Annotated in this window: 22 protein-coding genes; 10 read left to right on the forward strand and 12 right to left on the reverse strand. The window is 60.8% G+C overall.

The window, feature by feature from the left end:
* Window positions 1–55 precede the first annotated feature (55 nt).
* The 3 genes from D3M59_RS10200 to D3M59_RS10210 form a co-directional block, all read right to left on the reverse strand.
* Window positions 56–706, reverse strand: a complete 651-nt coding sequence (locus tag D3M59_RS10200; RefSeq protein ID WP_119533554.1) for a dienelactone hydrolase family protein — start codon at window positions 704–706, stop codon at window positions 56–58.
* Window positions 707–709: 3 nt separating this feature from the next.
* Complete coding sequence (locus tag D3M59_RS10205) at window positions 710–2,047, reverse strand: erythromycin esterase family protein (RefSeq protein WP_119533555.1); 1,338 nt, start codon at window positions 2,045–2,047, stop codon at window positions 710–712.
* Between the two features lie 316 nt (window positions 2,048–2,363).
* A complete protein-coding gene (locus tag D3M59_RS10210) occupies window positions 2,364–2,864 on the reverse strand; it encodes an Hsp20/alpha crystallin family protein (RefSeq protein ID WP_119533556.1) in 501 nt (166 codons plus the stop codon).
* Between the two features lie 398 nt (window positions 2,865–3,262).
* Between D3M59_RS10210 and D3M59_RS10215 the strand changes: the two genes are divergently transcribed.
* A complete protein-coding gene (locus D3M59_RS10215; protein WP_119533557.1) occupies window positions 3,263–3,508 on the forward strand; it encodes a hypothetical protein in 246 nt (81 codons plus the stop codon).
* Window positions 3,509–3,684: 176 nt separating this feature from the next.
* Here the strand turns inward: D3M59_RS10215 and D3M59_RS10220 are convergent, their stop codons facing one another.
* The 3 genes from D3M59_RS10220 to D3M59_RS10230 form a co-directional block, all read right to left on the reverse strand.
* Entirely contained in the window at window positions 3,685–4,233 is a 549-nt protein-coding gene (locus D3M59_RS10220) for a fasciclin domain-containing protein (RefSeq protein WP_119533558.1), read from the reverse strand.
* Window positions 4,234–4,313: 80 nt separating this feature from the next.
* Window positions 4,314–4,925, reverse strand: a complete 612-nt coding sequence (locus D3M59_RS10225) for a LuxR C-terminal-related transcriptional regulator (protein ID WP_199662489.1) — start codon at window positions 4,923–4,925, stop codon at window positions 4,314–4,316.
* Window positions 4,926–4,980: 55 nt separating this feature from the next.
* Window positions 4,981–5,706 carry a LytTR family DNA-binding domain-containing protein gene (locus D3M59_RS10230; protein WP_199662491.1) on the reverse strand — a complete coding sequence of 242 codons (726 nt, stop codon included), beginning with the start codon at window positions 5,704–5,706 and terminating at the stop codon, window positions 4,981–4,983.
* A gap of 82 nt (window positions 5,707–5,788) precedes the next feature.
* On the opposite strand from D3M59_RS10230, the gene D3M59_RS10235 reads away from it, so the two are divergent.
* Entirely contained in the window at window positions 5,789–6,373 is a 585-nt protein-coding gene (locus D3M59_RS10235; protein WP_147416742.1) for a hypothetical protein, read from the forward strand.
* Between the two features lie 192 nt (window positions 6,374–6,565).
* A complete protein-coding gene (locus D3M59_RS10240; protein WP_119533560.1) occupies window positions 6,566–7,114 on the forward strand; it encodes a hypothetical protein in 549 nt (182 codons plus the stop codon).
* 253 nt (window positions 7,115–7,367) lie between these two features.
* On the opposite strand, the gene D3M59_RS10245 is transcribed toward D3M59_RS10240, so the two are convergent.
* The 6 genes from D3M59_RS10245 to D3M59_RS10275 all read right to left on the reverse strand — a co-directional run bounded on the left by D3M59_RS10245 (window position 7,368) and on the right by D3M59_RS10275 (window position 11,034).
* A complete protein-coding gene (locus D3M59_RS10245) occupies window positions 7,368–7,628 on the reverse strand; it encodes a hypothetical protein (RefSeq protein ID WP_119533561.1) in 261 nt (86 codons plus the stop codon).
* Between the two features lie 355 nt (window positions 7,629–7,983).
* Window positions 7,984–8,190 carry a cold-shock protein gene (locus tag D3M59_RS10255; protein WP_119533563.1) on the reverse strand — a complete coding sequence of 69 codons (207 nt, stop codon included), beginning with the start codon at window positions 8,188–8,190 and terminating at the stop codon, window positions 7,984–7,986.
* Between the two features lie 310 nt (window positions 8,191–8,500).
* Window positions 8,501–9,061 carry a 30S ribosomal protein S9 gene (rpsI, locus tag D3M59_RS10260; RefSeq protein WP_119533564.1) on the reverse strand — a complete coding sequence of 187 codons (561 nt, stop codon included), beginning with the start codon at window positions 9,059–9,061 and terminating at the stop codon, window positions 8,501–8,503.
* A 1-nt stretch (window position 9,062) separates the two neighbouring features.
* Window positions 9,063–9,542 carry a 50S ribosomal protein L13 gene (rplM, locus tag D3M59_RS10265; protein WP_119533565.1) on the reverse strand — a complete coding sequence of 160 codons (480 nt, stop codon included), beginning with the start codon at window positions 9,540–9,542 and terminating at the stop codon, window positions 9,063–9,065.
* A 122-nt stretch (window positions 9,543–9,664) separates the two neighbouring features.
* On the reverse strand, window positions 9,665–9,979 hold the full coding sequence (gene cutA, locus D3M59_RS10270; protein ID WP_119533566.1) for a divalent-cation tolerance protein CutA: 315 nt from the start codon (window positions 9,977–9,979) through the stop codon (window positions 9,665–9,667).
* On the reverse strand, window positions 9,976–11,034 hold the full coding sequence (locus D3M59_RS10275) for a COX15/CtaA family protein (RefSeq protein WP_119533567.1): 1,059 nt from the start codon (window positions 11,032–11,034) through the stop codon (window positions 9,976–9,978). The genes cutA and D3M59_RS10275 overlap by 4 nt, the downstream gene beginning before the upstream one ends.
* A gap of 100 nt (window positions 11,035–11,134) precedes the next feature.
* On the opposite strand from D3M59_RS10275, the gene D3M59_RS10280 reads away from it, so the two are divergent.
* The 7 genes from D3M59_RS10280 (at window position 11,135) to D3M59_RS10310 (ending at window position 16,779) form a co-directional block, all read left to right on the forward strand.
* Window positions 11,135–11,503 (forward strand): MerC domain-containing protein, encoded by a 369-nt coding sequence (locus D3M59_RS10280; protein WP_119533568.1) that lies wholly within the window; start codon window positions 11,135–11,137, stop codon window positions 11,501–11,503.
* Window positions 11,504–11,572: 69 nt separating this feature from the next.
* Window positions 11,573–12,031, forward strand: a complete 459-nt coding sequence (locus tag D3M59_RS10285; protein ID WP_119533569.1) for a Fur family transcriptional regulator — start codon at window positions 11,573–11,575, stop codon at window positions 12,029–12,031.
* Between the two features lie 42 nt (window positions 12,032–12,073).
* Window positions 12,074–14,008 carry a 1-deoxy-D-xylulose-5-phosphate synthase gene (dxs, locus tag D3M59_RS10290; RefSeq protein WP_119533622.1) on the forward strand — a complete coding sequence of 645 codons (1,935 nt, stop codon included), beginning with the start codon at window positions 12,074–12,076 and terminating at the stop codon, window positions 14,006–14,008.
* A 14-nt stretch (window positions 14,009–14,022) separates the two neighbouring features.
* A complete protein-coding gene (locus D3M59_RS10295; RefSeq protein WP_119533570.1) occupies window positions 14,023–14,427 on the forward strand; it encodes a hypothetical protein in 405 nt (134 codons plus the stop codon).
* Entirely contained in the window at window positions 14,424–15,515 is a 1,092-nt protein-coding gene (locus D3M59_RS10300) for an endonuclease/exonuclease/phosphatase family protein (protein WP_158582004.1), read from the forward strand. The genes D3M59_RS10295 and D3M59_RS10300 overlap by 4 nt, the downstream gene beginning before the upstream one ends.
* A complete protein-coding gene (locus D3M59_RS10305) occupies window positions 15,505–16,245 on the forward strand; it encodes a TlyA family RNA methyltransferase (RefSeq protein WP_119533572.1) in 741 nt (246 codons plus the stop codon). The genes D3M59_RS10300 and D3M59_RS10305 overlap by 11 nt, the downstream gene beginning before the upstream one ends.
* The gene (locus D3M59_RS10310; protein ID WP_119533573.1) at window positions 16,246–16,779 is read left to right on the forward strand and encodes a TspO/MBR family protein; all 534 of its coding nucleotides are present in this window, start codon (window positions 16,246–16,248) and stop codon (window positions 16,777–16,779) included.
* The last annotated feature ends 5 nt before the right edge of the window (window positions 16,780–16,784 follow it).

Consider the following 16,784-nt stretch of genomic DNA (forward strand, 5'->3'; position numbering starts at 1 on the left):
CGGCTCCTCAAATGGTAGTTCCTCTGGGTTAGTCGCGTCCATTTTTCTCACCTGTTCAAGCTGCCGGGTCCTTCTCCAGATAGGCGGCAAACCAGCGAACAGCATCATCTAGCACCATATCGAGGGCGCCTTCCTCCTCGAACAGATGACCGGCGTTCGGAATGATGACCAATGCCTTCGAGCAATTGAGGCGATCGGCTGCGTCGCGGTTTAGATCGATTACCGGGCCGTCGTTGCCGCCCACCAGCAGCAGGGTCGGCGCTGCTACCTCGACCAACGCGTGGCCAGCAAGATCGGGTCGACCGCCGCGTGATACGACCGCTTTGATTGCCTCCGGCATCTGTGCAGCCGCAAGTAATGCGGCCCCAGCGCCAGTGCTGGCACCGAATAATCCGACGGGCAGTGCACGCAATTCAGCTTGGTTGGCCGCCCATTCAACAGCAATCTTAAGTCGGCTCGCGAGCAGTTCGATATCGAACACGTTAGAGCGATCCGCTTCCTCCGCCAGCGTCAACAGGTCGATGAGGAGTGTTGCGAAACCAGCGTGGTTGAGTCCGGCAGCTACATGCGAGTTGCGCGGGCTATGGCGACCACTTCCGCTGCCGTGCGCGAAGATGATTAAACCGCGTGGCTGATCCGGAACGGCGAGAAATGCTTCTAGTGAGACATCGAGGTGCTCAATGGTGACTGGAACTGTGTCAATCATCGCTCACAATCCAAAAGGATAAGTTTCTGGGGCGCCATGTGGCCGCTCGTGCCCCAGCGGCGTGACGGCGCGGCTTTCGTCAAACCAAACGAAGGCGTCATATTGGTCTCGCGGGACGCTCTGGAAATAGTGACTCTGCAGCTCGGTCTCGGGGCGATAGATGACGCCGATTGCGCGTTGCAGAATAGGCTTGGCCAGTGCTTCGCGCAGATCGTGTTTGCGGCAGTCATTCCAGACGGTCAACGAACGTGCGTGGCCGCTATGGTGGAAAGCCTGTTCAAGACTTTCGGGTCGTGATGGCCTAACCATCTTGACTTCCATCTCCGCGCCCCAGTCGCTGGCGGCCGCAACCGTGCCGCGATGTGTGCCGAAGCCGATGGCGACCATGCGATTGCTGAATGCGGCCCTGCTGAGTTCGCCGATGTTGGTCTCGCCGTACCACCCCATCGCGGTCGCAGCAGCGTCGCCAATATGACTGTTGTGCGCCCACACGACGGCTTTGGTTCCTGGCCCGCGCGCGCTAAGTACAGCTTGCAGAGTGGCAAACATGTGGCGGTCACGCAGATTCCAGCTTTCCTTGGAATTGCGGACCATCGCCCGGTAATAACCCTCTGCCGCACGAACAATACGGGCGTTCTGGTAGGCGTCGAACCATTGCTCCCCGTCCTTGCTGACATAATGGAGTCTGCGATCGAGCAACGCTTGGAGCTGTGCGACTGCTTGATCTTCGCAGCGCTCAAGACCAGCATTAACCGCCAGGCCATAGTGTGATGGCTCGTCCTGCCAAGGAGTCAGACAACCGTAGCGCCATCTTGCGCGTGCGGCTTCCGCCGGGTCGACATCGTCGAGATAAGTGAGAACTGCCTCGATTGACGAACCGAGACTATAGACATCCAGCCCGTAGAAGCCGGCTTCAGCCTCTGAGGAGCGGCCCTCATTGAAGTTACGTAGCCAGTCAGCAAACGCGAGCACTTCGTGGTTGCGCCACATCCAAGTGGGAAAGCGAACGAACGGTTCGCCGGCGCGAGGACGGGATCGATGATGTCGGACGTAGCCATCGATTCGTGCGGCGTCAGGCCAGTCGGCCTCGACTGCCACAACGGTAAATCCATGGTGTTCGATTAACCACTTGGTGATCGCCGCTCGCGCCGCATAGAATTCGGACGTGCCATGCGTGGACTCGCCCAGCAAAACGAGGTCGGCGTTCCCGAAAATATCGAACGCTGCGCCGAACTCCTCAACGTCCCACGGACTGGGGAGAGGAGTGCCATGGGCTCGGAGGAGCCGCGCTAATGCGGCCTGTCCTGACGATTCAACTTCTTCGGCGAGTCCGGCGGTCATAGCTCGGCGCACCTTTCAAGGTCTCCGCCCTAATTAAAACAGCGGCCACCCTCGTGGGGATCCGTGAATCCCCGTAGGCGAGGATAGAGCTAGCTGCGGCTTTGCTGTCTCGATCATACGGGACCGCCCTGCTCATCGGAATTTTGACGGCTGGACGAATGGCCCGAACGGGGAGGGGCCAGCTTGGATTAGCACCTGACTGCAGGGGGTTGCTCCAGGTGGCGCGGGAGGCTTGTCGAAATGAATGACCGCTTAGAAATGCAAAACGGGGGGAAATAATCCCCCCGTTTCAGACTCTGGATCACCGCCGAGCCGACTAGCCGCGCTCGACAGCTATACGCTTGGCATTGGCTAATGCCTTCTCATCCTTTGGTACGGTGACGGTGAGAACGCCGTCTTTGAACTTGGCCTTGATCTTGTCACCCTGAACCGAGGACGGGAGCTCAAGCACCCGCTCGAAAGAGCCGTAGGTCCGCTCAGCGAGCCGATAGCCTTCCTCCTGTTCCTCGCGCTGCTCCTGTTTCTCGCCAGAAATGCGCAGGAAGCCGTCCTCAAATGAGACGTTCACATTGTCAGCGTCCATTCCCGGCAGTTCGGCTGTCACCTTGAAGGCCTTAGCAGTCTCGGTCATGTCGATCGCGGGAACGGCTGCGCCGCGCGGAAACCGGATGTTCGGCATTTTCAACGGGAAATAGTCGAATATTCGATCTACTTCACTGCGTAGCTGGCTAAACGGCTCAATTAGTTGTTCGGTCAAATCGGTCGAACGGCGCTTTGCGGTAGCGGGTACGCGACTAGTCGATTCCTTCACGTCCATGACACATCTCCCAATGATGGCGTGGTGAAATTAGGTATTTTATCTGCCTGATTCGATACGCAATTTTCCGGACGTTATGCGGCCATTACGGTGGAAAACAGGCTACGTGACGGGCGGAACGGAAAACCAACGAGCGGGAAAACCCAGCCAGCGCTAGCCCGCCACAACAATGATGGTATCGGGCGCGGTCCGACTTGCGGCATTGCGGAGCTGCTGCCCATCACCATCAGCTCTCGCTCCACGGAAAACAGCGCTCGCGATCTTCCTGCTGGTGCGTTGGTCCGGCGATCTCACAGGTTAAGTGAGCGGAACAAATAGCAAGCTCCGACACTGAGCATCGGTTCGGCTAGTCGACTGTCGGCTGCCGGCGGCGTTTTGGTCAGTGGTGAGGAGACAGCATGAGGTATGACCCGTTGAAGATGATCGCGGCGGTGGCTCTCGCCGTTATTGCCATCTGTGCAATCATCGCGACAATCACACTCGGGCAGATCCGGGAACGCACGGAAGACCTCTACAACGTGACGGCGAAGCCGCATTGCTACCTTTCGCCCAATGACCCGCGTCGCCGAGATATTGAGCGCAGCTGGGGCACGGAGCCGACCTCGGAGGGGACATGCGACACCGAGGTTCGCAAGCCGAATTGAGCCTCGAGGAGCTGCTGGGTCATGCAGCGCTCATCCAGTGTCCTTACGAAGCGCTCAGGTGAGGCCAACGAGCCGCTCGATTTACGGGTAACCCCGCAGGCTAGACGTTCCAGTTTCTGATAAGGTCATTTGCGAATTGGCCGCCGAATAACATCGGCGGCCAACAGGCTCGCGGTTCAACCCGGAAGGGAGACCGAGTCAGTCACGTGGATGACACCGTTTGCCTGCATCAGGTCCGCGGTCGTAACTGTTGCCAGTCCACCTGCTTGATCGCGCAGCGTCACTTTGCCGTCGGTCAGCGTTGCGGTAAGCTTTCCACCTTGCACGGTCGTCAGTACGGCTTGCCCACCTCCAGCGCCGATCTGCTCGACAAGTGAGGTAGCCGTAACTTTCCCAGGGACGACGTGGTAGGTCAAAATGGACGCCAACGTCCCCTTGTTTTCCGGCTTAAGAAGCGTGTCGAGCGTACCAGCGGGAAGTTTGCCGAAGGCAGCGTCGGTGGGCGCGAAGACCGTGAAGGGACCGCTAGAAGCCAGCGTGTCGACGAGGCCCGCAGCCTTGACGGCGGCAACCAAGGTTTTGTGCTCTTTCGATGCGCTGACCGCCGCGACGATGTTGCCAGCGGGCTTGGCGGCTGGCTTGTGGTTGTGGCTTAAAGCCGCTGTGGCCGCCAGCGGGATGCCCGCAGCGGCAAGCATTAGATAGATGAGACGATGGGAAGGCATGTTGGTCTCCTATTCTGTCCCCGGTCAACGACCGAAGTATGCGGAGACCCACCCGCGATCCATACGGCCTTTAGCCGGTATTAGAGTCCGGCCTCGACCGCTATCCGGATGGCGTCCGCAGTCGTCGAGGCACCCAACCTTTGGAGCAGAAGTTCGCGATGCATCTTAACGGTCTTCTCGCTGATCGAGAGTGCGTAAGCGATCTGCTTGTTGCGATATCCTCGGGCGATCTGCTCGAGAACCTGGCGTTGACGCACGGGTAACGCTTTCACCATTGCGACAGCTCGTTGATGCCGGCTTACGAACAGTCCTGACTCTTCCTCGCCAAGCTCGACTTGCGAGCCCAGGAAATAGCTGAGCTCACCTTCGCCATCGAACAAAGGGGTAACCAAGACCGCGTTGCGAAATGGCACTCCGTCGCTGCGGTAGTTCAAGATATCGACAAGAACGGGACGTCTGTTTGCGATCCCCTGACGGATCCGTTCAGTCAGCCAAGGTTCCGTCCCTGCACCTGCGAGAAAGCGACAGTTTCGGCCAACGACATCGGCTTCGCTGTATCCTGTGAGATCACAAAAAGCGGGGTTGGCGACCTCTATTGGATTGTCCGGCCGCCGCGGATTGCTAATCACGCTGGCAATCGGGCTCAACCCTATGCTGTCTATAAGCGCATCGTCTCCACCGGCCTGGATCACGTCAGCACTCTACACAGGTGCTCTGACGAACAGAAGACGTGCGAATGAGTGAATATTACAGGGTTTGGGCGAACCTCGCCCTGACGGCCGCGGTAAAGGTCCTTCCGACCGGCACCAGAGTATTGTTGATTAGTGAGAGGGAAAGCTTCTGTCCATCCATCCGAATGCCCTCGACTGCTGCTTCAGTGACCCACCAGCGGCGATGAACCTGCGCTCCCAGTTTGGGATCGAGCAAGGCTACGGCATCAGCCATCCGCATCAGTATTAGGGCGCTCCCCCCAACCGTGTGCACGCGAAGATAGTGATCCTCCGTTTCGAGGGCGATTATATCGCTGCCGATCCCCGATGGCAGCCTGCCTAGCAGGGCGGACGGAAAGGCAGCGGGCGGCAACTCTTCTTCTGGTTGCGCGAGAGCGGGGACGAAGTCAGTTGCCTCAGCGTCATCGGCCCTGCGGGCGGCGCTAGTCGTTGCGTAAACGACCAGCAGTTGCACGGCCGCGACGCCCCAGAACAGGCCCAGCAGTTGCTGCGGCGTGTAGAAGCGGCCCGGCTGAATAAGCGACATGGTCCAAGCAACGACGAATGTCATCGGCATCGCGGAAAGTAGAGCAACGGCTCCCATCCGGACCAAACCGGCGCGAAGCCTTGTTGCGGGCAACACGGCGTTCGCGGCGATTGCAGCCACAACGCCAGCCGCCGTCAGTCCCAGCCAGAACGCGTAGCGGGTCGTGGTTGGGAAGGCCGGGTAGGAGCCGAAAGGGCCTGCGAATCCGAGGAGCAAACCGACCGGTATCGCGGCCAGTAACGGCTTCCAAGTCCCCCATAAAAGCCGTTGGCGATGCGTGAACTGCATACGTCTCACATTGGCGAAAAAGCGGAAGCTATTGGCGAAATCACGGCTTGTCGATGCGGCTGGGACAGAGGGATACCGATCGCCGCCGGCGCAATCCGCGCCCAAAAACTATTCAACATGGAGAATGAAAATGAAATGCGTGATGATGCTTGCCATAATCGCAGCCTTCTTTGCCGGTGAGGCGATTGCTGAACAGCCGGCATCTTCGGTTGCTATGAATTGTGACGTGGGATCTGCTGCGGCGGGCGCCGAGGCTCCGAATCTTCATGGACATTGGGATTTCCTGATGGTTCCTCGGGGAATTCCCAGCTTTGGGCTTATGTCGATCGGCTTCGTCGGCGCTGACTATGGTGGTTCGCTGGCGCCGACGAGGACCGCGCCGGTTGTCCTGCGTAATGTCACCTTGAACGGTAACCGCATCCATATGATTGTTGCCTCGCGAGAGGGCGATGTCCTGTTCGACGGCAAACTCTCGGCCAAGGGCGATCTTATGTGCGGAACCGTGACCTACCACGGAGGTGAAACCTTTCCGATGGTGGCGCATAGGCGACCCTCAACTTACCAGTCGCAGCCTCAGTCTCAGCGAGCGCGGTGAGGGGCAGAACAAGGAGGCGGCGCAGGGGACGGTGCCGCCGCTCATTATACTTCAGCAGTTACCTCGGTCTGGACGGCTGCTTTCAGACGGCAAGTACATCAATGAAGGGCAAAGGCGCGCGCTAAGCTGCGCGCCTCGCCGACTTCCCACTAAGCGGCGTTTCGTCGTAGGATGATTGTAGGGGGTCGGCCCATGACTGCTTTCGAGTTTGTCTTTCCGCTATTCGGCCTGCTGGTCGGCCTGACCTACACGGAAATGCTTGCTGGCCTGGCTCGCGCATTGAAGTCGAGCCGCCATGTTCGCATCGGCTGGCTCGTCCCTCTGCTTGGCATACTTGTCCTGATCAACCTAACGATGTTCTGGTATGGCGCCTGGCAGATGCGCCACTTGGCGGTTCCGACGAGCGGCACACTCCTCATGACGCTTCTCGTCGGTGGGACATATTATCTGGCGGCGTCGCTCGTCTTTCCCAACGCAGAAGATAATGTGGCCGACCTGGACGAGCATTTTGTCCGGACCCGCCGTCCATCGCTGATTGCCATTGCTTTCTGCAACCTGCTGGGCCTGGCACTCGTCGCGCGCAATGCGGGTTGGTCGATGCCTCCGATTTGGTGGATCGTAAACGCGATCTTCCTGATCGTTCTCATCGTAACCGCATACGCACAGAACCGGCGATTAATTGCGGGGCTACTGGTGCTGATGATCGGCTTTCATGGATTAGGCGTACTGCTCGGCCGTTGACGCGCGAACGGTCCGGAGCGACCGGCAAGCCGACTTTCGTCGAAGACACAGGACAATTGAACTCGGGCCTCCAAGCTTCTCGCTTGACTAAGCATCAGACCTTACGTGCCAGACCGACCCCAGCGCTCAGATCCAAGCCTTCGCCCAAGCAAAGACATGCGCGAGCGACGAACGGCGTAGAAGGGCGCAGTTGGCGCTCAAGTTGGCTCGCCAGCCTGGAGGACTTCCGGCCCGCGCTGCAATGGGAGGCCAGTCAGCGTCTTTTTAGCAGCAGCGCGAACAGATGGTCGAGGTTCTGTTGAGCATCCTGGACGACCGGGTTGTTCGCGTTCCCCTCGAGCGAAAGCGGCTTGCTCATGATATCGTGCAAGTTTCTCGTCTCCAGGTCGGAGAGTAGGCTTCGCTTCCGCAGGACGATGGCAAGACTGAGGATTCCGTTGAAAGCCGCAACGTCGAGGGCTTGCTGGGCCTCGAGCATCTGCTGTGCCGTCAGATCATGTTCTTGGTCAGCCATCGTGCGATCCTATTTGGACGCGAACTGCCCGGGCTCTGCGCCGTATTCCAGTTTTGCGTGGGCACGAGCAGCGGCCGCAGTACTAAACGCCTCCGGTAGCAAACTCGACGAGACGATCGGATAGTTCTGCGAGTTGTAGCGCGTGCTGCGGACCGTAAGCCGGAATTTTCCTTCCTCATTCTTGGCGATCAGGAATGGTTTGACTGGGGTTCTCAACATGGTGACCTTTCATGATGGGGCAGACGCATTGGTCAGCGCCATTACCGCTCGGAGCGCTCAACGGACTGCGTTGTAGGCCGCCGTCCGGGTGATTAAGTGGCGGACACCATTGCATCCGCCACTCAATCTTAGTGTGTTAGGCGCCCTGGAGATTCACAGCGGACACCTTGCCGCGGCGGTCCGTCTCGAGTTCATAGGAGACGCGCTGGTCCTTGTTGAGCGTCACCATGCCGGCGCGCTCCACTGCGGAGATGTGGACGAAGGCGTCGCTGGTGCCGTCTTCCGGCGCGATGAAGCCATAGCCTTTGTCGTTGTTGAAGAATTTTACGGTGCCAGTAATCATGATGGGTATCCTTTATCCCATGGGTGACGGGCATGCGCGAACACGCGCATCCCGGCGTCTTGCAGCTAGAAAGGGACAAAGGGAGGAGCCGAAGCGGCCCATCATCCGTCGCAGGCGACGTTCAGCAGCTCCCTGTATAGACAACAATGAGAAATTTGGAAGGGGCGTGCGGCATGATGCGCGCGGTTCGTCTGTTCAGGGTGGTTGTTGGCCAATGTCGCCAATGCGGGTGTTGGCGCATCACCAAGGCCTGAATCGAAAAGGGCGGCCCCGGAGGGACCGCCCTTCGTAAACGACAATGTAGATCGTCTTAGCGCTTCGAGAACTGGAAGCTGCGGCGGGCCTTGGCCTTACCGTACTTCTTACGTTCAACGACGCGGCTATCGCGGGTCAGGAAGCCTTCGCGCTTCACTGCCGTGCGGAGCGCCGGTTCATAGCGCGAGAGCGCCTGCGCGATGCCGTGCTTAACCGCACCGGCCTGCCCCGAGAGACCGCCGCCCTTGACGGTGGCAATGACGTCGTACTGGCCATTGCGGTCCGTCACGTCGAACGGCTGGTTGATAACCAGGCGCAGGGTCGGACGAGCAAAGTAAATCGTCTGATCGCGGCCGTTGATCTCGATCTTGCCCGAACCCGGCTTCAGCCAGACGCGCGCAACGGCATCCTTGCGGCGACCGGTCGCATAGGCGCGGCCGTACTTGTCGAGCTGCTGTTCGCGAAGCGGCGCTTCGGGCTGCGTCGAAACCGGAGCGGCAGGCGCCTCGGCAACGGCGGCTTCGGCCGGCGCAGCGGTTTCGGCGGCGGGCGCCGGGGTTTCGGCCTGCTGGCCGGTCAGCGCACCCAGGTCGGAAAGGGACTTTTTGTCGGCCATCTTATGCGCCCACCTTGTTCTTGCGGTTCATCGACGCGACGTCGAGAACTTCCGGGTTCTGGCCGCCGTGCGGGTGCTCGGTGCCGTTGTAGAGGTGCAGGGCACGCATCTGGTCGCGGCCGAGCGGGCCGCGCGGGATCATGCGCTCCACGGCCTTCTCAAGGACGCGCTCGGGGAAACGGCCTTCCAGCACCTTCGCTGCGGTCACTTCCTTCAAGCCGCCGGCATAACCGGTGTGCTTGTAATAGATCTTCTGGCCCAGCTTACGGCCGGTGAAGCGCACCTTGTCCGCATTGATCACGACAACATGGTCGCCGCAATCAACGTGCGGGGTGAAGCTGGCCTTGTGCTTGCCGCGCAGGATGTTGGCGATGATCGTGGCAACGCGGCCGACCACCAGGTTTTCGGCATCGATCAGATGCCACTTCTTTTCCACCTCGGCCGGCTTTACCGACTTGGTGGTCTTCATCAGCGCCTTCATGGGCTGGACCCTTCATCAAAAATGCAGGAGGCGCCGCCCCAAAGGCAGCGCCGTCGGCCGAGCTAATGATGATTGTCGCCAATTTTGTCAAGCAAAGCGGGCGTTTGCAGACGGGTAAAATATTACCGGGTGTTCTCTTCGACCCAGTCGCCGAAGTCTGCCGAGAGGCGCTCGATCGGCCAGACCACGATGGATGGCGTCGTATAGCTATGAAGCTCCTTGATCCGGGCTATCAGGGCGTCAGCCTTGTCCGTCGTTGTCTTGAATAGTGCCGGCGTTTCGGTCGCGCTTTCGACCTTGCCCTCCCAGCGGAAGATCGACCGGCAGGGCTGAAGAATGTTCACGCATGCAGCGAGGCGCTCCTCGACGGCGGTCTGGCCAATGGTTTGCGCCTGGCCCGGGTAAGTGAAGGTGGCGTAGACGGTGACGACGGTCATGCCTTGGTCTTTCCATGAACGTGCGCGCCCCATGCAACGGATGCGACCACCAAGGCACCGACAGCCTGATGAAGCACCGCCATGACAATGTTCATACCCGTTTCGACCGTGCCGATGCCCAGCAGGATTTGCGTGCCGAAGGCTGTATGAATCGCAATCGATGCCCGCCGGTCAATGGGCTTTACCTTGCGGGCGAAAACGACAAGCGCTGCTACGACAACCCAGGCCCACCAGCGGTGCAGGAAGTGCAGCAGGAAGGGATCGTGGGTGAGGGCGAACAGGGCGCCGTTTGCCCAGTCGATCCCGTCGGGAATGAGGCGGTCGTTCATCAGTGGCCAGCTGTTCGACACGTAGCCGGCGTTGAGCCCTGCCACCCAGGCACCGAGCAGAAGTTGGACGAAGAGGACGAGGCTGACCCAAAAGCTTGTGCTTCCAAACTTTGCCGGGCGATTCTCCCCGGTACGGGCGAGTTGCCGCAGGTCGAGCGCAGTCCAGATGAGCCCCGCCAGGATGAACAGCGCCAGCAGCAGGTGAGCCGAAAGGCGGAAGTGGCTGACGTCGGTGCGGTTGACGAGACCGGATTGCACCATGAACCAGCCCATCGCGCCCTGCGCGGCGCCGAGGGCGAGGAGAGCAACGAGGCGCCAGCCATACCCTTGCGGAATGACGCGCTTCACGGCGAACCAGGCGAGTGGAAGGGCAAACGCCACGCCAATCAGGCGGCCGATCAGGCGGTGGACCCATTCCCAGAAGAAGATGAACTTGAAATCGCCAAGGTCCATGCCGGCGGGACCGTTGATCTCGCGATATTCCGGGGTTGCCTTGTAGAGGTCGAAGGCCTGCTGCCACTGGTCTTGGGTGAGGGGCGGGATGGCGCCCGTCACTGGCTTCCACTCGGTAATCGAGAGTCCGCTTTCCGTCAGGCGAGTGATGCCGCCGACGACCACCATCAGGAAGACCAGGCCAGCCACGAAGAACAGCCAGTTGGCGATCGCTAGCGGCCGGGTAGGCGCGCCAGCAGACTGAACGGGCGAAGCAAAGGCGGCTGAGTCCATAAAGGCGCGCTATGGCCCCAATCCACTAGCTTGCCAATAATCGTTCAAATTCCGAAATGTGATATTGTAACTTACGGCGTGCGACGATATATCCTGCGGCATGTCGCTCCTCGCGATCCCCACCCATCGCCTCGACCGGATGGCCATCGGCCTGTCCGGCCTTTGTGTCGTGCATTGCCTGGCGACGGCTGTGTGGCTTTCGCTTGTAGCGACCGTTGGCGGCGTGCTGGGTGCGCCAATTGTTCATGAACTTGGCCTCTCTCTGGCCATGGTAATGGGCGTCGTCGCGTTGGGCCGTGGGATCATGCAGCATGGCTATACGATGCCAAGCGCAGTCGGCGGCCTAGGTCTGGGAGTCATGGCAGGCGCGCTGACCATGCCGCATGACGGTTCCGAAGCGCTGTACACGATCGTGGGAGTCTCGATCCTGGCGCTTGGCCACCGCCTGAACCACATCGCCGCCGAGTAACCGCTGGCCGGGGCAGGGCACGGCCCGCTTGTGCTTGTTATGCCTCCGCGACGAGCCTATTTATCCCCCATGGCCACTCACTCGCATCAGCTTCATCAGGGCGACTCGCTGCGCGACGCCGCCGCACGCCGGATGGCAGAACGGGGCGAGCAGTGGACGGATATGCGAGCGGCGGTGTTCGATGCGCTGGCGGGCTTCGACAAGCCCGCGTCTGCCTATGACATCGCGGAAGCGGTTTCCAAGTCGCGGGGCAAGCGCGTCGCTGCCAACAGCGTTTACCGCATCCTGGACCTGTTTGTCGGATCAAACCTCGCCCGGCGAGTCGAGAGCGCCAACGCCTATGTCGCAAACCAGCATCCCGGCTGTCTTCACGACTGCATCTTCCTGATCTGCGACACCTGCGGGCAGGCGACGCACATCGACAATGACAAGCTGTCGGGCGGCGTTCGCGAGGCAGCGGAAGGTGCCGGTTTTGCCGAAGTCCGCCCCGTCATCGAGGTGCGCGGCCGGTGCGGCGATTGCAGCTAAGGCGCTAGCTTAGGACGCAGGAAGGCGATAGGACGGATGCTTATGTCTGAACGTCCTGCTACTCCGCTCCTCGACCAAATCCAGTATCCGTCGGATATCCGCAAGCTCCAGAAGGCGCAGCTGCCCCAGCTGGCCGAGGAACTGCGCTCCGAGATGATTTCTGCGGTTTCGACCTCGGGCGGCCATCTCGGGTCGGGCCTGGGCGTTGTCGAGCTTACGGTTGCCATCCACTATGTATTTGATACGCCCGACGACAAGCTCATCTGGGACGTTGGCCACCAATGTTATCCGCACAAGATCGTTACGGGCCGGCGCGACCGGATCCGTACGCTTCGGCAGGGCGGGGGGCTCAGCGGTTTCACCAAGCGCGCCGAAAGCGAATATGACCCGTTTGGCGCCGCTCACTCATCGACCAGCATTTCAGCCGCGCTTGGCTTTGCTATTTCGAACAAGCTGGCGAACAAGCCGGGCCGAGCGATCGCGGTAATCGGCGACGGCGCAATGAGTGCCGGCATGGCCTATGAGGCGATGAACAATGCGCACGAGGCAGGAAACCGGCTGGTCGTCATCCTCAACGATAACGACATGTCGATCGCCCCGCCCGTTGGCGGTCTGTCGCACTATCTCGCGCGGCTTGTCAGCAGCGGCAAATATCTGAAGACCCGCGAAATCGCTCGCCGGGTTTTCGGCCGTCTGCCGAAGCCGGTCGAGAAGGCGGCTCGCAAGGCAGAGGAATATGCTCGTGGGATGGTGACCGGCGGTACGCTGTTCGAGGAGCTTGGCTTCTATTACGTGGGGCCAGTGGATGGCCATGACGTGTTGGGCCTGGTCGAGATTCTGGAAAATGTGCGGGACGCCAAAGATGGGCCGATCCTGATCCATGCGGTCACGGTCAAAGGCAAAGGCTATGGGCCAGCCGAAAGCGCGGCCGACAAATATCACGGTGTGGTCAAGTTCGACGTTGTGTCGGGCAAGCAGGACAAGGGCCCCGGTGGCGGTCCGCCCGCTTACACGGCGGTATTTGCGGACGCCCTCAAGGCCGAGATGGAGCGCGACGAGAAGGTGGTCGCGATCACGGCTGCCATGCCGTCGGGCACCGGGCTGGATAAGGTCGAACAGGCATTCCCTGATCGTACCTTCGATGTCGGTATCGCTGAGCAACATGCGGTGACCTTTGCGGCCGGCCTCGCGGCACAGGGGCATCGGCCGTTCTGCGCCATCTATTCGACCTTCCTGCAGCGCGCCTATGATCAGGTCGTCCACGACGTGGCGATCCAGAACCTGCCGGTTCGCTTTGCAATGGACCGAGCCGGGCTGGTCGGCGCAGACGGCTGCACGCACGCCGGCGCGTTTGACCTCGCATATCTTTGTACGCTGCCGAACATGGTTGTCATGGCAGCGGCCGACGAGGTCGAGTTGGCGAACATGGTCCACACGATGGCGCTGCACGACAGTGGCCCCAGCGCGGTTCGCTATCCGCGCGGCAACGGTCGCGGTCTCGCGATGCCGGCCTCCCCGCAGCGCCTTGAGATCGGTAAGGGACGCATTGTCCGCGAAGGCAAAAAGGTTGCCATCCTGTCGCTTGGTACCCGGCTGGAGGAGGCGGAGAAGGCGGCGGACATGCTGGAGGCCAAGGGGCTTTCGACGACCGTTGCTGATATGCGCTTCGCCAAGCCGATCGATGAGGAAATGGTCCGCAAGCTGCTGACCACCCACGAAGTGGCCGTCACTATCGAGGAAGGCGCCATCGGCGGCTTTGGCGCTCAAGTGCTGACGCTCGCCAGCGACGAGGGCCTGATCGATGCGGGGCTGAAGCTTCGGACAATGCGCCTGCCTGACATTTTCCAGGACCAGGACGCGCCTGCAAAACAGTATGACGATGCGGGCCTGAATGCACCGCATATCGTCGAGACGGTGCTCAAGGCGCTGCGCCGCAACGATATCGCGGTCGACGCCGACGCGGGAGCAATCGCCTGACAATCGGATGGTGGTTGCTGGTCGGTTTCATCGGCCTGCTCATCCTGTTCTTCGCTACCATGCCCATGTCCCGCCGCCGCCATTTGCAGCTGGCGAGGCATCGTCGGCGCATGGACGAAGACGGTTTCGAGCGGGCGATGGGCGCGGCGGGCGTCACGCCGACAACAGCCCGCTTCCTTTGGCGGGAGCTGCAGCCTTTCTATCACGCGCCGCTAGCGCCGAGGCCAGAGGACCGGTTGGAAAGCCAGATCTGGGTCGACCGGCCTGAGATCGACGGCCTGGTTGGCCGTTTCTGGCAAGCGATGCGTGGGCAGGACGCACGGCCGGCGCTCGCACCGTTGGGCAGTGATCCGACGGTTGCGGAACTGGGCCGCCATTGTGACCTGATGGCCGGATGGTCGATCCGGGGTTCGGCATGAGTGGGTGGCGGAAGTGGACGACGCGTGCAGTGGTCGCTCTGCTGTGCCTGCTCGTCGTCCTGTCGTTCCTGCCCTTATGGCAAACTGACCGCTGGTGGGTCCGACAATGGGACTATCCGCGTCTACAGGTCGCTGGGCTTCTTCTCATTTTCAGCGTCGCCCTCTTCCTGCTTAAAGTTCGCCGCGTCCGCTGGTTCTGGGTGTTGGTCGCGGGGGTCGCGGCGGCGCTAGCCTGGCAGGTAAGCCACTTCCTCGCCTATCTGCCATTTTACCCGAAGCAGGTCGCAGCCGCGCAAACCTGTTCGCCACAACGACAGCTTTCTTTGCTGAACGCTAACGTCCTGCTCACGAACAGCGATTACTCGCGGCTCCTGCGCCTGGTTGAGCAGCACCGTCCGGACGTTCTCTTGCTTCTGGAGGTCGGTGATGAGTGGGAAAAGGCCGTGGCGCCGTTGCGCAAGGCTTATCCCTATGCCCTATCGGAGGCGGCGCCCAACACATACGGGATGATGTTGCTGTCCCGACTGCCCATGGAGGGGCGCATTCGGCACCTGCTTCAGCCGGGCGTTCCGTCGGCGCAGGTCGAGCTGACGCTCCGCGGCGGGCAGCGCGTGGACTTTTACGCGATGCATCCGGAGCCGCCATGGCCTGGAGACGATAGCGGAGAGCGAGATGCGGAACTGGTGACGGTCGGCCGCGAGGTGCGTGATGCGGGCCGAGCGGCGATTGTCATGGGCGACCTTAACGACGTCGCATGGTCGCGCACGTCCAAGCTCTTCAAGGAAGTGGCCGGCATGGGTGACCCGCGCGTAGGCCGGGGATTCTACCCGACCTTCACGGCGCAATATCCGCTGCTTCGCTGGCCGCTCGACCATCTGTTTGTCAGTCCGCATTTCGAGATGATGGCAATCGACGTGCTGCCCGACATCGGATCCGATCATTTTCCGATTTACTTCAGCCTGTGCCTCACCGACCGCGCCGGCGAGCGCAAGGTCGCACCGTCGGCATCGGCGGCAACGGAAGCCGAGGCGAGCGAAGAGTTGGGCGAGGGGTTGGCCGAAAAGCGCGAGGAAAACCGTGGCGAATAAGGTTCGCGCCGATCAGTTGCTGGTTACGAAAGGCTTGGCGGAAAGCCGGACCCGGGCACAGGCGCTGATCCTGGCGGGCAACGTGTTCGTCGGCGACCGGCGGGTCGCGAAAGCGGGCGACATGCTGCCCGACGATGCCGCCCTGTCGGTCAAGGGCCGCGATCACCCCTGGGTGTCGCGCGGCGGCGTGAAGTTGGACCACGGCCTCAGCCATTTCGGGTTTGATGTGACCGATGCTGTTGCACTCGACGTTGGTAGCTCGACCGGCGGTTTCACCGACGTGCTTCTGAGCCGCGGCGCTGCGCGGGTCTATGCCGTTGATGTCGGAACGAACCAATTGGCCTGGCGGCTGCGGAGCGACGAGCGAGTTATCGTTCATGAGCAGACGAACGCGCGCGACCTAAATCGTGACATCATTCCCGAACCGGTCGATATCGTCGTTTGCGATGCGAGCTTCATAGCGCTGCACAAGGTGCTGGACGCAGCACTGGACCTTGCCCGGCCAGGCGCGTTTCTCGTCGCGCTGGTGAAACCTCAGTTCGAAGCAGGGCGAGACGAAGTGGGGAAGGGTGGGGTCGTCCGCGACCCTGACGTGCACCAGCGGGTTTGCGATGAAGCGGTGAGCTGGGTCCAATCCAAGGGATGGAGCGTTCGCGGCGTTGAACGGAGTCCGATTACGGGACCGGAAGGGAATGTCGAGTTCCTGTTAGGTGCGATCAAGGAGGATTGAATGGCGACGGCAGTGCGCGACGATCGAGGTTTATGGAAGAGGGCGTTGATCACCGTTCCGACGATCGTCATCATCGGATCGCTGATGGGGTATTTGTCGAATAGCGGCTTTTCCAACAGCTGGTACGCGAACCTCGTCAAGCCGGCCTTCCAGCCGCCGGGCTGGGCGTTCGGCGTGGTGTGGACGGCGCTTTATACCATGCTGGGGATCGCGCTCGCGGCGATCCTCAACGAACCGCCGAGTAAGGACCGCACGTCTGCCCTGTGGCTCTTTTTCGGGCAGCTGGCACTGAACTTCGCATGGTCGCCGATCTTTTTTGGAATGCGAATGATCGACGTGGCGCTGGTAACGATCATCGTCATGCTGGTCATGGCGCTGGCAGCCGCGCGATATTTTCGAGGCATCAGGGCAGTGGCAGGATGGCTGATGCTTCCCTATCTGGCATGGTTGTGCCTAGCGACGGCACTCAACTATGAGACGGGCAAGCTGAACCCGGGCGCCGATGCGGCGCCGCTGGGCATCACGGGAGCATAAAGACG

The sequence above is a fragment of the Sphingomonas edaphi genome, from assembly GCF_003583725.1.
GTDB lineage: Bacteria > Pseudomonadota > Alphaproteobacteria > Sphingomonadales > Sphingomonadaceae > Sphingomicrobium > Sphingomicrobium edaphi.

Coding starts and splice junctions, on each gene's coding strand:
- D3M59_RS10200 (WP_119533554.1), bottom strand. CDS start 706: ATGATTGACACAGTTCCAGTCACCATTGAGCACCTCGATGTCTCACTA.
- D3M59_RS10205 (WP_119533555.1), bottom strand. CDS start 2,047: ATGACCGCCGGACTCGCCGAAGAAGTTGAATCGTCAGGACAGGCCGCA.
- D3M59_RS10210 (WP_119533556.1), bottom strand. CDS start 2,864: ATGGACGTGAAGGAATCGACTAGTCGCGTACCCGCTACCGCAAAGCGC.
- D3M59_RS10215 (WP_119533557.1), top strand. CDS start 3,263: ATGAGGTATGACCCGTTGAAGATGATCGCGGCGGTGGCTCTCGCCGTT.
- D3M59_RS10220 (WP_119533558.1), bottom strand. CDS start 4,233: ATGCCTTCCCATCGTCTCATCTATCTAATGCTTGCCGCTGCGGGCATC.
- D3M59_RS10240 (WP_119533560.1), top strand. CDS start 6,566: ATGACTGCTTTCGAGTTTGTCTTTCCGCTATTCGGCCTGCTGGTCGGC.
- D3M59_RS10245 (WP_119533561.1), bottom strand. CDS start 7,628: ATGGCTGACCAAGAACATGATCTGACGGCACAGCAGATGCTCGAGGCC.
- D3M59_RS10255 (WP_119533563.1), bottom strand. CDS start 8,190: ATGATTACTGGCACCGTAAAATTCTTCAACAACGACAAAGGCTATGGC.
- rpsI (WP_119533564.1), bottom strand. CDS start 9,061: ATGGCCGACAAAAAGTCCCTTTCCGACCTGGGTGCGCTGACCGGCCAG.
- rplM (WP_119533565.1), bottom strand. CDS start 9,542: ATGAAGGCGCTGATGAAGACCACCAAGTCGGTAAAGCCGGCCGAGGTG.
- cutA (WP_119533566.1), bottom strand. CDS start 9,979: ATGACCGTCGTCACCGTCTACGCCACCTTCACTTACCCGGGCCAGGCG.
- D3M59_RS10275 (WP_119533567.1), bottom strand. CDS start 11,034: ATGGACTCAGCCGCCTTTGCTTCGCCCGTTCAGTCTGCTGGCGCGCCT.
- D3M59_RS10280 (WP_119533568.1), top strand. CDS start 11,135: ATGTCGCTCCTCGCGATCCCCACCCATCGCCTCGACCGGATGGCCATC.
- D3M59_RS10285 (WP_119533569.1), top strand. CDS start 11,573: ATGGCCACTCACTCGCATCAGCTTCATCAGGGCGACTCGCTGCGCGAC.
- dxs (WP_119533622.1), top strand. CDS start 12,074: ATGTCTGAACGTCCTGCTACTCCGCTCCTCGACCAAATCCAGTATCCG.
- D3M59_RS10300 (WP_158582004.1), top strand. CDS start 14,424: ATGAGTGGGTGGCGGAAGTGGACGACGCGTGCAGTGGTCGCTCTGCTG.
- D3M59_RS10310 (WP_119533573.1), top strand. CDS start 16,246: ATGGCGACGGCAGTGCGCGACGATCGAGGTTTATGGAAGAGGGCGTTG.